The organism is Chryseobacterium indoltheticum, assembly GCF_003815915.1.
Classification (GTDB): Bacteria; Bacteroidota; Bacteroidia; order Flavobacteriales; family Weeksellaceae; genus Chryseobacterium; species Chryseobacterium indoltheticum.
This window is the reverse complement of record NZ_CP033929.1, coordinates 2,926,120-2,939,415: the sequence shown is the minus strand read 5'-3', so window position 1 is coordinate 2,939,415 and position 13,296 is coordinate 2,926,120. Positions and strand designations below refer to the sequence as shown.

26 protein-coding genes and 3 tRNA genes are annotated in these 13,296 nt (G+C 32.7%); 7 read left to right on the top strand and 22 right to left on the bottom strand.

All coding sequences use genetic code 11. The annotated features are described in order from the left end of the window. Window positions 1-7: 7 nt before the first annotated feature. Together EG358_RS13720 and EG358_RS13715 are read left to right on the top strand one after the other, a co-directional pair. Window positions 8-760 carry a putative phage abortive infection protein gene (locus tag EG358_RS13720; RefSeq protein WP_076559792.1) on the top strand — a complete coding sequence of 251 codons (753 nt, stop codon included), beginning with the start codon at window positions 8-10 and terminating at the stop codon, window positions 758-760. Window positions 761-859: 99 nt separating this feature from the next. After that, window positions 860-1,096: a hypothetical protein gene (locus tag EG358_RS13715; protein ID WP_076559794.1), complete on the top strand. Its 237-nt coding sequence runs from the start codon at window positions 860-862 to the stop codon at window positions 1,094-1,096. Window positions 1,097-1,129: 33 nt separating this feature from the next. Here EG358_RS13715 and EG358_RS13710 read toward each other — a convergent pair whose 3' ends face one another. The 22 genes from EG358_RS13710 to EG358_RS13615 all read right to left on the bottom strand — a co-directional run bounded on the left by EG358_RS13710 (window position 1,130) and on the right by EG358_RS13615 (window position 11,188). Next, a complete protein-coding gene (locus tag EG358_RS13710; RefSeq protein ID WP_076559796.1) occupies window positions 1,130-1,474 on the bottom strand; it encodes a hypothetical protein in 345 nt (114 codons plus the stop codon). 700 nt (window positions 1,475-2,174) lie between these two features. Continuing rightward, complete coding sequence (locus EG358_RS13705) at window positions 2,175-2,354, bottom strand: hypothetical protein (RefSeq protein WP_123890113.1); 180 nt, start codon at window positions 2,352-2,354, stop codon at window positions 2,175-2,177. A 2-nt stretch (window positions 2,355-2,356) separates the two neighbouring features. Further along, window positions 2,357-2,506, bottom strand: a complete 150-nt coding sequence (locus EG358_RS19685) for a hypothetical protein (RefSeq protein WP_159436366.1) — start codon at window positions 2,504-2,506, stop codon at window positions 2,357-2,359. Window positions 2,507-2,610: 104 nt separating this feature from the next. Continuing rightward, on the bottom strand, window positions 2,611-3,048 hold the full coding sequence (locus EG358_RS13700; RefSeq protein WP_076560008.1) for an ASCH domain-containing protein: 438 nt from the start codon (window positions 3,046-3,048) through the stop codon (window positions 2,611-2,613). A gap of 4 nt (window positions 3,049-3,052) precedes the next feature. Then, a complete protein-coding gene (locus EG358_RS13695; RefSeq protein WP_076559798.1) occupies window positions 3,053-3,601 on the bottom strand; it encodes an exonuclease domain-containing protein in 549 nt (182 codons plus the stop codon). After that, window positions 3,602-3,985 carry an SAM domain-containing protein gene (locus EG358_RS13690; protein ID WP_076559800.1) on the bottom strand — a complete coding sequence of 128 codons (384 nt, stop codon included), beginning with the start codon at window positions 3,983-3,985 and terminating at the stop codon, window positions 3,602-3,604. Window positions 3,986-3,994: 9 nt separating this feature from the next. Beyond that, window positions 3,995-4,342, bottom strand: coding sequence for a hypothetical protein (locus tag EG358_RS13685; protein ID WP_076559803.1), 348 nt, complete (start codon window positions 4,340-4,342; stop codon window positions 3,995-3,997). Window positions 4,343-4,499: 157 nt separating this feature from the next. Beyond that, on the bottom strand, window positions 4,500-5,255 hold the full coding sequence (locus EG358_RS13680) for a hypothetical protein (RefSeq protein WP_076559805.1): 756 nt from the start codon (window positions 5,253-5,255) through the stop codon (window positions 4,500-4,502). Further along, window positions 5,239-6,156, bottom strand: coding sequence for a DUF6291 domain-containing protein (locus EG358_RS13675; protein WP_076559807.1), 918 nt, complete (start codon window positions 6,154-6,156; stop codon window positions 5,239-5,241). Before EG358_RS13675 ends, EG358_RS13680 begins: the two co-directional genes overlap by 17 nt. 23 nt (window positions 6,157-6,179) lie before the next feature. Further along, complete coding sequence (locus tag EG358_RS13670; protein ID WP_076559809.1) at window positions 6,180-6,950, bottom strand: DNA methyltransferase; 771 nt, start codon at window positions 6,948-6,950, stop codon at window positions 6,180-6,182. Window positions 6,951-6,962: 12 nt separating this feature from the next. Next, the gene (locus EG358_RS13665) at window positions 6,963-7,148 is read right to left on the bottom strand and encodes a hypothetical protein (protein WP_076559811.1); all 186 of its coding nucleotides are present in this window, start codon (window positions 7,146-7,148) and stop codon (window positions 6,963-6,965) included. Next, on the bottom strand, window positions 7,132-7,464 hold the full coding sequence (locus EG358_RS13660) for a hypothetical protein (RefSeq protein ID WP_076559812.1): 333 nt from the start codon (window positions 7,462-7,464) through the stop codon (window positions 7,132-7,134). The genes EG358_RS13665 and EG358_RS13660 overlap by 17 nt, the downstream gene beginning before the upstream one ends. Beyond that, window positions 7,461-7,883 carry a hypothetical protein gene (locus EG358_RS13655; RefSeq protein WP_076559814.1) on the bottom strand — a complete coding sequence of 141 codons (423 nt, stop codon included), beginning with the start codon at window positions 7,881-7,883 and terminating at the stop codon, window positions 7,461-7,463. The genes EG358_RS13660 and EG358_RS13655 overlap by 4 nt, the downstream gene beginning before the upstream one ends. Window positions 7,884-7,888: 5 nt before the next feature. Continuing rightward, window positions 7,889-8,095 carry a hypothetical protein gene (locus EG358_RS13650; protein WP_076559816.1) on the bottom strand — a complete coding sequence of 69 codons (207 nt, stop codon included), beginning with the start codon at window positions 8,093-8,095 and terminating at the stop codon, window positions 7,889-7,891. A 17-nt stretch (window positions 8,096-8,112) separates the two neighbouring features. After that, window positions 8,113-8,194 (bottom strand) — tRNA-OTHER (locus EG358_RS13645). Between the two features lie 7 nt (window positions 8,195-8,201). Beyond that, window positions 8,202-8,945, bottom strand: a complete 744-nt coding sequence (locus EG358_RS13640) for a hypothetical protein (RefSeq protein ID WP_076559818.1) — start codon at window positions 8,943-8,945, stop codon at window positions 8,202-8,204. Beyond that, on the bottom strand, window positions 8,945-9,343 hold the full coding sequence (locus EG358_RS13635) for a hypothetical protein (RefSeq protein WP_076559820.1): 399 nt from the start codon (window positions 9,341-9,343) through the stop codon (window positions 8,945-8,947). The genes EG358_RS13640 and EG358_RS13635 overlap by 1 nt, the downstream gene beginning before the upstream one ends. Beyond that, window positions 9,333-9,572, bottom strand: a complete 240-nt coding sequence (locus tag EG358_RS13630) for a hypothetical protein (protein WP_076559822.1) — start codon at window positions 9,570-9,572, stop codon at window positions 9,333-9,335. Before EG358_RS13630 ends, EG358_RS13635 begins: the two co-directional genes overlap by 11 nt. A 1-nt stretch (window position 9,573) precedes the next feature. Continuing rightward, window positions 9,574-10,317: a YqaJ viral recombinase family protein gene (locus EG358_RS13625; protein ID WP_076559824.1), complete on the bottom strand. Its 744-nt coding sequence runs from the start codon at window positions 10,315-10,317 to the stop codon at window positions 9,574-9,576. Window position 10,318: 1 nt separating this feature from the next. Continuing rightward, the gene (locus EG358_RS13620) at window positions 10,319-10,741 is read right to left on the bottom strand and encodes a hypothetical protein (protein WP_076559826.1); all 423 of its coding nucleotides are present in this window, start codon (window positions 10,739-10,741) and stop codon (window positions 10,319-10,321) included. Between the two features lie 4 nt (window positions 10,742-10,745). Next, the gene (locus EG358_RS19680; RefSeq protein WP_159436367.1) at window positions 10,746-10,922 is read right to left on the bottom strand and encodes a hypothetical protein; all 177 of its coding nucleotides are present in this window, start codon (window positions 10,920-10,922) and stop codon (window positions 10,746-10,748) included. Further along, window positions 10,907-11,188, bottom strand: a complete 282-nt coding sequence (locus EG358_RS13615; protein WP_076559828.1) for a hypothetical protein — start codon at window positions 11,186-11,188, stop codon at window positions 10,907-10,909. The genes EG358_RS19680 and EG358_RS13615 overlap by 16 nt, the downstream gene beginning before the upstream one ends. Before the next feature lie 196 nt (window positions 11,189-11,384). Between EG358_RS13615 and EG358_RS13610 the strand changes: the two genes are divergently transcribed. From EG358_RS13610 to EG358_RS13590, 5 genes are all read left to right on the top strand, one after another. After that, complete coding sequence (locus EG358_RS13610; protein WP_076559830.1) at window positions 11,385-12,140, top strand: helix-turn-helix domain-containing protein; 756 nt, start codon at window positions 11,385-11,387, stop codon at window positions 12,138-12,140. Window positions 12,141-12,154: 14 nt separating this feature from the next. Next, window positions 12,155-12,601: a hypothetical protein gene (locus EG358_RS13605; protein WP_076559832.1), complete on the top strand. Its 447-nt coding sequence runs from the start codon at window positions 12,155-12,157 to the stop codon at window positions 12,599-12,601. Continuing rightward, window positions 12,598-12,990 carry a hypothetical protein gene (locus EG358_RS13600; protein WP_076559834.1) on the top strand — a complete coding sequence of 131 codons (393 nt, stop codon included), beginning with the start codon at window positions 12,598-12,600 and terminating at the stop codon, window positions 12,988-12,990. The genes EG358_RS13605 and EG358_RS13600 overlap by 4 nt, the downstream gene beginning before the upstream one ends. 96 nt (window positions 12,991-13,086) lie before the next feature. Then, window positions 13,087-13,159: transfer RNA gene (locus tag EG358_RS13595), tRNA-Met, on the top strand. A gap of 38 nt (window positions 13,160-13,197) precedes the next feature. Further along, window positions 13,198-13,273, top strand: a tRNA-Met gene (locus tag EG358_RS13590). Window positions 13,274-13,296: the final 23 nt, after the last annotated feature.

The following is a 13,296-nucleotide window of genomic DNA, read 5'->3' as shown; positions in this document are numbered from 1 at the left end:
ATAATTTATGAGGATTAATAATAGAGTTTTACTGCTGATAGGGTGTGGGTCTGCTGTTTTTATGGCAATTGTTCTATATTGTAATTACATGTATGCCAGTTCTTTAAAAAAGACTGGAGATGTCGAACCAGGAGTTTTTGGGGATATGTTTGGAGCTTCTAATGCTTTATTCACAGGATTGTCATTTGTTTTTCTTATCATAACTATACTTTTACAGAGGCAGGATATAAATGATCAACAGAAGGAGCTGGATAGACAAAATAAGGTAATGTCTACACAAAATTTTGAAACTACTTTCTTCAATATGATTAATGTTCATCACGAAATTGTTAACTCAATGCAATTAACACACAATTCAACAACAGTGGAAAAAGCAAGAGGTGTGTTTTTGTACTTATTTTCTGTTATTTACGAGAAATTAGATAGTGAAGGAAATAATTTTTCCAGAGTTTATCTAAGGTATTATCTGCCACTTAATTATCATTTGGATCATTATTACAGTAATTTGTATGAGATAATCAAATATATTGATGAATCTGACATACTAACTTTTAATCTTAAGGAAAGATATACATCAATTTTAAGAAGCCAGTTATCTGAACATGAAAAGTTGATGATATTTTATAGAATTTTATATTATAAAGATTCCTACTTTAAAGTCTTATTGGAAAGATACGATATCTTAAAAAATTATAACTACGATTCTATAGTACCAGAACCTTTGACTAAAGGATACAATCCACATGATCATATAAGTTAATACTATTCACTAATGTACAAAATATAAAAGTAAAATTATCCGTATAAATACTGAATCTTGAGTTATATTTTTTTCCTAATTATGTGAAAATAAATAAATATGAGCAATCAACAATTAGATGATTTAAATCAGGAAAGAGCTGATAGAGAATTAGCAGATTTGTTAGGAATCAATTATGACGAATTATCAGAACTTGAATATACACATGGTACCGATGAAAGCAATGAAGGTATGGTTTACTCAAATTATGTCGAGTTCAATCCCGAAGTAGGAAAAGAAATTTTAAAAAAAATTAATCTTGATTCGAATAATACTTTTTACTACAATGCAGATTAAATTAAAGCGGTACCACTGGTGCCGCTTTAATTTTTATGAAGTACCTAACGACTTATAAATTTTCTTTACTTCAAATTTAAGTTGACCACCCATACCTCGCCATTTGAGGATGTTTTCTAAAATGAATGGTTCGGTTTTCAAATCTGAAATTTTAATCAACTTATAGCAGCTTTCCCAGTTTTGATTTTTAAAATCTTTGCTAATTTCGAATAGGTAGATTTCTCCTAAAACTTTACGCAGTCTGTATGGAATGTCGTACTCAGAAAGAAATTTTTCAGCATCCGGCAAACCGGCAGAATCATGTATTTTAGATTCTACCTGCTCTCTGTATTTTCTTACAGTTTCTAATGCTTTTAAATATTCTTCTCTTGTGATCATTATCCAAATTTAGAGAATTATATCTTCTGTCGAAAAGGAGGTCTTATTTTTTAGAGGAAAATAAAAAGATGTTGAAGTAAAAAAAAGAAAGAGCCCCCGACTGACTCCCTGTTTAATTCAAATTACCCTATTTCTCAACAGGAACCCACATAGGGAATGGTCTTCTGTAGAAAATCTTCTTGCCGTTGATAACTCGACTTTTTCTGAAGATTAATTCACATAATACACCGTCTCTAATCTCTTGTTTAGCCATATGTATAGAATTAATGGAGGATTTGTTGAACCTATTGGCGAAGCAACCCCCTGCTTACTCTAGGCATTATCCGATGGGATAATTAAAGTCCTCCTTATCGGGATAGGGAGGACTTATTTTGTATATAGATAGTATTCACTAATTCAATTATTTTTAGCAATTTCTTAAAAAGAAATGTCTTAAGTGTTTAATTGTTTTACTTTTTTGTTGTTCATAGTGGTTTTTTCATTAACTAACAACAGTGAATTTTACAAATTTTATCAAGATTTGCTATCTAAATACTTTAAATTCTATACGTCCGTTGAGATTAGAGACAATGCAAATATATGAATTATTTAATAAGTCTGTCAAATTATTGGCAGACTTAATTTTTTAACATGCCAGTGTAAACTTGCGTATAATTACCTATTTTAAATTGTTTTTTAGACAGTAAGATGTCAGCTTAAATTACCAATCATTCATTTCATTAATATCGTCATCTGATTGTCGTTGCAACTCTTCATCATACAAATCCTCTTCGGCATCTTCATCTTCCCAACTATTCTTGCAGTTTTGGCAAAATCCTAATTGCATTTCCTGCGAATTAAGTCCTATCTGGCATTTTGGACAGAAGCTGTATTTTTTCATAATTATCTTTTCTTTTTACGTGATTTGGGTCTTTTAGCATTGTTACACTTTCTCTGTTTTTTGCCTGAGTGGAACGGATTTTCTGTTAGTGAAGCTTTAGCGGTCATCATTCGCTGTAATTCTTCACTTTCTTCTTGATTAAATTCTTTCATAATTATTTTTTGTTTTTTTTAATTTTTTCGATTGTTTCACATATAGTCCATGTGATTATTACACAGGATGCGCATATTGCTAATACTGAAAATTCTGTCATATTTTATTTTTCAAAATTCCAAAAAGAAAGCTTTCCTTTCACATTAAAAATAGGTTTGTCGTAGAGAATTGCATTTTCTAAAACCCAATTATAGATTGGTTTGCCAATTGGCTCTTCTCCAGTTTCATCACATTCATACATAAATGTTTTATCAGCCCAAATACTCTCATGATTAATCACGCAGTCAACAATAATAACTTCGCCAATAATGGCTGATGTGATATTTAATTCCTCTGTAAACCCTCTGTCAGGATGCCAAATTCCATTTTCAAAAAGCAAAGCAGTTTGTTGTGTTGTAAAATCAACTTCTTCGACAATTTTTGCCGATGCATGAATGAAAATCCTACCTCTGAAATTTGTTTTCCAAGTTCTGTTTTCAATGTCTTTAATTCCGTAAGCAATGATACTTGCCCAAGGCTGTTTTATTGATAATGCTTTCATAAAATTAAATTTTAAAAACTCCTCTTTTAAATAGTTCATAAACAATATCCGCTTCGTGAAAAGCATCATCAGCACCTCTGTGAGATTCGATGTAACCAGTTTTACCGAAAAAGAATTCGTAAGCTTCAGGAACTTTCGGCCATTTGAAACCTCTGTTGCCTGTCAGTTGGCAAATGTTGGTTGAGAGCTTCATCGGGCAGTCCAATTTCTTCGGGAATACAAAGCCTCGATGTTCCATAAATCCAAAGTCAAAAGTATTATTGAAGGCTGTACAACCGAATTTGTAAGCGTGCAGGATCTGCTGAATTTCAGGCTTGAGAATATCCAGACATTTCGAGGTTCGGACATCTTCTACAGTGAGACTTGAATTTTTTACGATCCAAGAGTTTTCAACCTCAGCTCTGGTAATTCCTTTTTCGTGCGTAACCTGATCAAAAATGATTTTCTTATTTCCGTTTGACAAATCAAGTTCAACAATTCCAACTTCAACAATCTTTCCGCCCGCTTTTAGAAATCCGGTTGTTTCGATGTCTATGATTGCTATTTTTTCCATTTAATTAGTTTTTAATTTTAACCATCCGAATGCAATTTGCTTTTCAATTGATAAGTTTACCCAATCTACAGCATAGCCTAATAATCTTAATTCATCCTTCCAAGCATCAGGATTAGCATCAAAATTGAAGTGATCACAATCTCTAAATCCTAATTTTTTAGCATCTTCATCTGTCATTGATGAAATAGGTTTAAGTTCTAACGCCGTATGTTCGGTAACTGGAATCCAATTATTACATTCAATTCCTTTTAAACTTACAGATACTAATTGTGTATGAATAATATCGTTTCCGTTTTCAGACTTGAAACAATCTGATTCAATAATCATGTTTTGCCCTAAATGTTGAGCATAAAATTTTAATCTGTTTTCTAATGTATTTTCCATATTTCAATTTTAGTGTCTACCTCTTTTTAGATTATTTCCGTTGCCGTTGATAATTCCAAGCAGTCGACAATTGTGCTCGTTGTTTAGAATTGTTGTGTACTTTCCGTCTTCAGCTTTTTCAAGCCTTAAGTACAGATCGCTGTCTTTTACGAGTGGTAATGTTCTCAAAGTGTTATGATATCCTTCGGCTTGGTAAAGCGTATCATTTTTTACTTTAGGAGAATTGGTATAATTCCCTGCTTCATTTAAATTTCTGGTGTAACCTGCGTTATTTTGTCGCCAGAAATAAAAACTTTTGTCATCTGCTTTTGTATGATACACTGAGATCAGTACAAAATTTAAAATCTTTTTGTCCATTTTTTATATTTCTTTTATTAGTTTCAACCCCTTTTTAGTAATCACGTATTGACTGAAGGTGATTTTAATTATCAGTCCAGCTGTTTTAAGCTCGTAAAGAGAATAGCTGTCTAATTTTTCGTTCCTTACTATCATTTCCAATTTATCTTTCATTGTGTTATGTATTGTTTTTTATATTCTTCCAGTGCTCAATCCATTCACTTTCCGACAAACTTTTCAACTGTGCTTTTTCGATATATGTTTTTACAAACAATTCTTTGAAAGCAAGTAGAACGTCTCTTTTTATTATTTTTTTGCTATTCGCCAAATGAACTTCAGTGCTTCTAATTTCGTCTTCAAAAACCTCGGGTTTGAAGGTTTGTAAGAAAATTTCAATGAAAGCAATATTTACAACTTTGTAGTTTGGTCTAAGCATGTCATAAAAAATTGTAGTTCCTAACACGAAACCTCTAATCTGAAGTCGCTGATATTCTTCTTTTAAAAATTTTCGATTTTGAGCTTCTTTTTGCTCTTGAGTAGACTCTTGCACTGGAGGCATGAGAAATGCTTTTAATTCAGCTTTTCCTTTCTCATATAGCTTATTTTTACTGCGGTATCTGATGTAAGCTGTTTCAATTTCGATGAGATTTTTAGAATCTATCCTAGAAAATAATTTCAACGGTTTTTCGAAGTCTTCACCATTCGGACGTTGTTCTATGGTTGTGAGTTCATCACGAGGAACCAAATCCAGGGCGTCTAAGAATTCTTGAGGTGTAAGTCTGCTTTTCTTTGCAAAATCTTTTATTTTTTGCTTGTTTAAACTTCCGTCGCTATTCGGATCGTCGAAATCAGGATTTTCTAGATTTGGATTTATGAAATTTAGAACCTGAAGTGCAAAAACTTCTTGAGTAAGATCGTCACAGGATTTCAGCATCGGCTGTGAAATCTCCGCTTTGACTATTGCCGGAAGAGAGCTTTGCAAGGTGGCGGGCAATAGCTGTAGTAGCGGATGTTTTCCCGGATGTTGCATTGCTACTTGCAGCTGTTGTTTTTGTAAATCCGTTGTTTGAGTTGTTGTGAGTTGATTTTCCATTGTCTAAGTTTTTTGGAAGGAATAATCCTTTGTATCCGCTATCAATGCTGTTTTGAATAATTTTTATTGCGAACTTTTCATCGCCATTGCTGAGATTAAATAATTCTGTGAGCTTTCTGTTTTCGGAATCATTGTCGAGAAATGTAAACCTGTGTTTCTTTTTTCTGAAGACTTTGTACAAGTTCCATTGAGCTATGAAAATTTTTGAATCAAACCGATAATTAATTTCCACCTCATCACTTTCTTTTTTTGGCGGAACTTTTTTTCTTTCTCCTGAATCTGGTGATTTATCATCTTCAAATAATTCCTTAGGAACTTCTTCAGATTGCAAATCTGATTTTGTTTCTTTTTCTAAAAGAAAGTCAGTATCATTACCACTATCAGTATCATTACCAGTATCACTATCACTATCGGCATGTTTGGCATGCTCTGGTATGCGGTCGGATGCGGTCGCATTTTTTTTAGTGCCACTTGATTCGGTCGGTTTTTCTTTTTGCCATCGCTTGTTAGCGTTTTCCCGATTCTTTTCCTTTGTTTCTTCGTACTTTTTAAGATCTCTTTTTAACTTCTGTTTTACTGGTTCAAAGGCAACTTCAATTAGTAAATCGTCGGTTTCTGGTTCTTCATCATTTACATATTTTAATATGTGCATAAATAATTCTCCAGCTTTATCCTTTGGGAGTTTTTGAACAGTTTTGATAAGATCTTTATAGAGTAGAAAACCGTTTTTATCTTCTGCCATTCTTGTTTGTAGTTTATACGTACTTAATAATCAAATGATGTTTGCTGACTTAAAAGTTCTGCTGGTTGGAATAAACTTGTATGATGTTTTACATAATCTTCAACTCGCAGTAACGAATCATGAAAATGAAGAGCATTGCTATCACAGGATATAATTTTATTACCGAAATCATGACAAGCGATAATAATAGAACCGGAACCATGACCAGTATCAAGTATTACATCTTCAGGCTTTGCAAATTTTTTAAGCAGATGTTTATATACTACAACTGGTTTTTGAGTTGGGTGTATTTTAGTTTCTCTATTTGCGCCACCAGTATTTGAATGCTCGATTTTAAAAGCAGGACAGTCATAAGAAGTCCATATTAGTTCAAATTGAGAGAAATTCTCCCATGGCTGTAACTTATCCCAAAAACCAATTCCTCTTGCGCCTTTTTCCCATAAATCTGGAAAATAATTGCCACCAAAAACAATTTGATTTTTTGAAACCCTGAATATTTCTTTCCAGAATTCAGGCGAAGGAATTGCATTGTCCCAATCTATTTCAGATTTATTCAATAATCTATTTTTAAGTTTACCGCCACCTTGATTTAATCGACCTTTAACTTTCTTTGCTGTGCTTACGCCAGGATATTGATTTGCACCTTTTCTTTTGGGATTTGAACCCATAGACATATCAGGCGCATTAATACCATATTCAGGGTCTAAAATCGCAATATCAATAGACTTATCTCCTAGCCTTGATAAAAGCTTCATTCTATCTTCAAAATACATCTGGATTTTTTCGGTTTTCATAAGTGTGTAATTTTAGATTTTATCTTTAGAAATTCTTTGTATTTCATCTTCTATAATTGTTTGAGCTTTTGAGTGAGCGGTATCGACCTTCTTTACTTCAATCTCTTTGAAGTAGTTTTTTAGTGCGGGAATAGATATTGTAAATTTTGTAGAATAGAGGCCAATGAAATATTCTATACCTCTATGATGAAATGACATGATTGTCTATTTTTTCAAAATTTTCTCTTAGTGTTTCGATATTCAATCTGTAGAATCTTTCAAATTCCTTATCAATAATAGGCTTCATGAAATAGAATATTGCAGCGTGACTTACATTGAATATTTTGGCTATAAAACATTCCTTGAATTGCTTTTCATTTACCATGAAAGTAACTAACATTCGTCTGATTAAAACCGTTTCTCTTTTTCTTGATTTTGAAAATATTGCTAATCCGTAACTTTCTTTTAAAGCTCTGTGATATTTAATTGCCTTAGCTCTATCATTTCTGCATGTTTCACTTGACTGCTTACTCATACCGAATGCATTTTCAAGTTTGAAATTTTGCCTTTCAGGTATTGGATTCTCTTTCTTAAAAGTTCCTTTCCTTCTTTTGTTTGGCAACGATGGTGATCTGCCTCAAGTTGAGATTTCGTTTCAACGAAGAAGACGTATAATTCATTTTGTTTTTCAATAATCTTTTCAACATCAGTTATGATAGAAAATCGATCTCTTGTGAACTTTCCTCTAGTTTCTTCACCTGTTTTTTCAATAAGACCTGCATTTTCGAGTTCGTTGAACCGGTTTGAAACTTTATTTACATTCCAACCCAGAATAAATGCAATACGATAAAATGAGTTATTCGGGTTATTTTTAAGAGCCGTGTAAACGATTCTTCTTTTCTCAGGGATTTGCTCAGAAATCTCCTGAAATGCTTTTACTGAAGTCTGAGACATGGTAATTATTTTTGAAGTTGTTTTTTATTTTTATTCTCCTTAGCTTTTTCAAGTAGTTCCTGCATCATAATTTCATTATCAGCAGTAATTCTTCGATCATTTCTAATGATGGCCATTACAGTATCTTTTTGGTAGTTGTGTTTACCCGCTATTTCTCTTTTTTCATCTGTAGAAGTGAAATCTCTGATTAATAGTAATTCGTCTTGATTCATTTTTTTAATTTTAATTGTGGAGATTGCAGGATTCGAACCTGCGCCTTAGGTCTTGTTAATGTGATCACCCTTGCTCTATCCTGACTAAGCTAAATCCCCGACCAGTTTATTTTTCTTTATCTGCTTCAAAATATTTATTGCAGAAATCAAAGTCAATCATAGCTTCGCAAGGAACTGTGCTTGCTGAAAGCAACGTGAGGTGTAGTTCTTCAACTGGCGTTTCCAATTTGTTGTTTTCAGAAATAACATAAGCATCAATTAAAGCTTTCGCATTTTCTGCATCGGTTGCACGTACGATGTAAATTCTATTGTATGAACCTGCTTCATTTTCGATCTCAACTTCTATTTTGTAGAATTTCAATTCACCGTCGGTTTCTTGACTTAATTTGGTAAGCAGGTGCATCATTGCCATTTCTTTAAGACTGGAAATGCCAAATCCTCCGGGATATTGTTGTTCAATAAAATCCTTAGCGATTGCAAGTGCCATATCGGGAGAATTTGCATAGAGGTAAATATTTTTATTTTTACCATTTATTGAAGCTGTAACAGACCATATCGAACCCATGCTAGAATAGAAAATTCCATCTCTTTTTTGATTGCTTAGCTCAACTGACTCTAGGTCACCTGCAGCTAAATGAAATTGTAGAATTGAAATGTTACTGTTATCGATTAAAATACCACGATCCATAACTATCTCATGTCTTTCAATTGAGACAACCTCGCCAGTATCTTCGTCAATAAAGTCTTCGCTCCAGCCTCTTAATACTCTTTTTCGGGTATACATACCTTTCATGAGTTCAACATCAGAAGTGATTAAAACTTCTTCCTCAAATTTTGTTTGTAGTTTCATTAGTTAGTATTTGTATGAGTATATTTAAGTTCTTCTTTTGCTTTGCTGATGATTGTTCGAGCGAAATCGATTTGGCGGGCAAATGCAGCATTTTGACGCTCAGCCCATTTCAATAAATAGTTTTCTTCTTCCATAAGACTATCGACAAATTTGTTTGCTGTAGATGGTGCAAATGCAACGATGGTCTTAATTTGTTCAGTTAGCTCGCTTCTCATTTTTCGATCTTTGTGATATTGAGCGTCTGCGATCAACTTAGCGGTTCTGCCGAGGTATACAAGGGCTTCTTGAGCCCATAGTACTACCTCTTCTGGATTTTCAGAAAGATGAATTTCTGTGTGAAACTGATATTTCTCTAATTCTGCTTTAATCTCTGATTTTGAAGCTACATTAGTCAGCATTTGGCTTAAAAGGTTTTTGAAGTTCAATTATTAAAGCATCGGCAAGTTTTACACATTGTTCAGCAATAAAAGCTGGTGTGTTGTTGCTTAAATTTGGATTAGACTTTAATCCTTGCAATGCTAAACCTGCGTAGTATTCTCTGATGTTTAAACCTTGATTATCAGGATTGAACCAGACATCATTTGTAAGGCTTTGAATCTGTGGGTTTATTGGTTTATCGTGACTCATTTTAATCAATTATTATCGGTTTTTTGTAGGTCTTAACTTGTCTTCTTTTCTCAACATTTGCCATGTTAACACGGTTTTGAATTAAATCTTGAGTTTTGTCACACTTATTCACGATAATCCAAAATAGGTCTGTGTAACCTGTTTTTTCGTTCACATAGAAGCTTGCGAAAATTGCTTTATCTCGTTTTGTTACGAACATTTCAGATTGAACTTGATACCAGTATTTTTTCTCGAATTTTTTAAGGTCTTCACCTTTTTTCATTCTTTTATACTTATTGTGGTTTGCGAAATTTGGGCACTTAATTTCAAGTGAATACATTTTGCTCAAACCGTCAGGTGTTGCACCGAAACCGCCTCTTTTGAAAAACTTCTGATTTTCGCCAGTAAATGAGAATGAAATGTTAGTTTCTTTTTCAACTGCTCTAACTGCTGGTAATTCATATTTTTTACCTCTTAGAACATCTTCACTTTCGAAAATGTCGCCTTTGTATTTTTCACCGAAAATAGTTTCGTAGACCTTTTCAGAGATATATGAGTATGCACCATCGGGCAATTCATCTTTAGTCTCATAACCGCAAAGGCGATCCATTTCAGAACCTGAGAAATACGTCAATCTAGATTTGTCCCATTTTTCACGCTTTATTTGCGCTTCGGTCTTTACTTCGTCCAGAGTTTCCAAACCCTCAAAATCGAGGGCTTGAATAACGTCTGTTTCTTCTAATGTTGGTGAATAAGTGAATAACATGTTAGCCTAAAGTTTTTACGTCAAAAATCATTGTTGAACCTTCTACTGACTTGTTAGTCTTTTTACCTCTGTAAATAATAGAAATAGGTGATTTTGTTGGTAGTTGGCGAACTGCATCGACTAAGGTTTTGCCACCTGCAATGAAGCATTCTGTTTTAGTCACGAAAACACCACAAGTAACAAGCTCTTCTTTGTCGTTGGGTATTTCTTTAGTACCCATGTAAAAACATCTGATTTCTTGATCTTTCAACATTGCCCAATCTTCAGCGGTTTTATACTTCATTGTAAGACTGAATTTGTCTTCAAGTGTATCTAAAGTCCCTAATTCTTCAGTATTTGGTATAAAGAATGAAACTTCGGTACCTGCCATTTGTTGAACTGGTGATTGTGTTTCTGTTTTCTGAGTTGAATTTTGCTTTGCCATTTTCTTAATTTTTAGTGATTAATTTATTTTTGTATTTAAGTACGTTTTTAAGTAAGTATGCTTTGATTTCGTCATCTTGTGTTTGCTTTTTTGGCGCTAACATCTTTCGCTTTTGCTCTACCAGACTTTCTAATTCTGATAAGGGCATCTGTTCAAGAATATTTCTTAAAAAAGCGTCCATTGTGTTGTTTTTATATTCTGAATGAAAAACTTCTGATTTTTCATTTCAGATTGAGTGTATTCTATAAATGCGTTTAGCATTATTTGTTCGTCATCTGATAAATCGTTTTCTATTTCGGTAAATGAATCTTTATCAATGCTGATTTCAGCTGAATTATCACCGATACAAATGATACCGTTAAAGCCTTCATTTTCAATATTTGAAAAATCTATGTTGTTACCGAATTCGTCAGTTACATTTGCTAAAAAGTGGTCAAGTGCATTCATAACATTTAATTTTTTCAACTTTTACGGTTACCCGTAAATCAGGTTTTTCAATATTTAATTACCTTTGTCGTTGTTGTTGTTGTTAATAGATATGCAAATATATATCTAATATTAGATACAAAGCAATGTTGTTTAGATATTTTAGATATTATTTATCTATTATTAGATATTAAATTATAGATTAAAACTATTAAAAATGGAAAAATCCTTTGGTGAAAGGCTTTTGAATGCTATTGAAAGTAAGGGCTTTACAAAGAATTCAATAGCTGTGAAAGCTAAAATTCATCCAACAACCTTAAATAATTGGATAACAGGTAAAACAAAACCAGATAATATAAAATTAGATATAATATTAGATATTCTTAATCTGGATAAGAATTGGAATTCTTTAGACTCAAAGTCAATGAAAGACTTTGATGTAGATAAGATGATGACAGAAAATGATATTGATATCTATAAACATGTTGATGGTAAATTTTCAGAAACAAAACGATTTCCTAAAGAAGTGATCATTATTACAGCAAAAGCAGGTTTGAATTTGCAATCAAATTATTATGCAGATGAATTATTAGATGATTTGGAAAAAAGAGTAATTTATTTAGATCATGATGCCAAAGGCAGATACTTTGAAATTGATAGTACCGGTGATTCTATGAATGATGGATCTATAGATTCGATTGCAGATGGTGATAAATTATTATTAAGGGAGGTTCCAAGAATATACTGGAAAAATAAGTTTCACATCAATAAATGGGATTTTACATTCTTTCATTACGATAAAGGTTTTATTACAAAAAAAATCAAAGAACATAATGTTGAAACTGGCGATCTGCTGTTAGAATCAAGAAATCCGGATAAAGAACATTATCCAGATTTTTGGATAAATTTGAAAGAATGTGCAATTGTCACAAATGTTGTTGAAGTTAGAAGACAGAAAGGAGTTTACTATTAACCTAATCTTATAATATGAAAAAACTAATAATTTTATTGCCGATTTTAATTTTCTCTGTATTTCAAGCGCAAAACAAAATAGTTAATCCGGCAAAGTTTGAAGTCAGTCAAAAAACTAATGATGTAGTCTCAGGACTTCATGGTGATGTGAAAGTGGCTGTTAAGGATGGTAAGGAACAAAATATTAATATCTATTTTGAATACATGTCTTCTAAATCGGAATTTGATAAGCTGGGCTATGAGAAAATTGATAGAATGATTACTTTATCTCGTGATGCTTTACTTAGAAATTTGAAAAATAAATATTCATTTAATCCAAAGAAAGTTGCGGTGTCGTATGACGAAAGTTTGAATGCTTGGGCTATAATATGGGAGTATGTTGCTAACAATTCTTATGGTGGCGAGGTTGTCGGAAACCAGGTTATACTTTACAACGATGATTTGCAAAGAATTGAAATATGAAAGGTATTTTGATATTTTTAATTTGTGTGCCAAATATCTTTATAGCACAGAATAAAAAAGATCAAAGTAAATCACCTGGAATTTTTACAACCAGCTATAAACTTTGTGATATCTCCTACGATTTTGAAATTTTTATAACCATTAATACAGATAAAAACATAAGATATAAGGATATAAGTTTTCATGCAATGAATAGGATAATTTATGATTTCTACGCTAAATTTTTATACTCAGAAAATGGAGAGTCTGTTATTGAAAGAATTTTAGTTGAAAATCATGATAAGGGCTTTTCAATCAGTGCGGAATACAAAGACGCAGTTAAAAATAGGTACAGTTATTTTACATATATCTATGATTTTGAAGGAAAACATATCTTAAATCAAAATTAAATTAGCTGATTAATAGAATACTAAAACGAATACAAAACGAATATATACCGAATATTTTTAGTTAAGAAAAAAAGCTCTATCTTTGCCACACAATATCGCGGGATGGAGCAGTAGGTAGCTCGTCGGGCTCATAACCCGAAGGTCATCGGTTCGAGTCCGGTTCCCGCTACTAAGTATAACGTCTTCGGTAGACGTTTAAAAATATACCGCGGGGTAGAGCAGTAGGTAGCTCGTCGGGCTCATAACCCGGAGGTCGCACGTTCGAGTCGTGTCCCCGCTACCAACAGGAGAATCAGAAATGGTTCT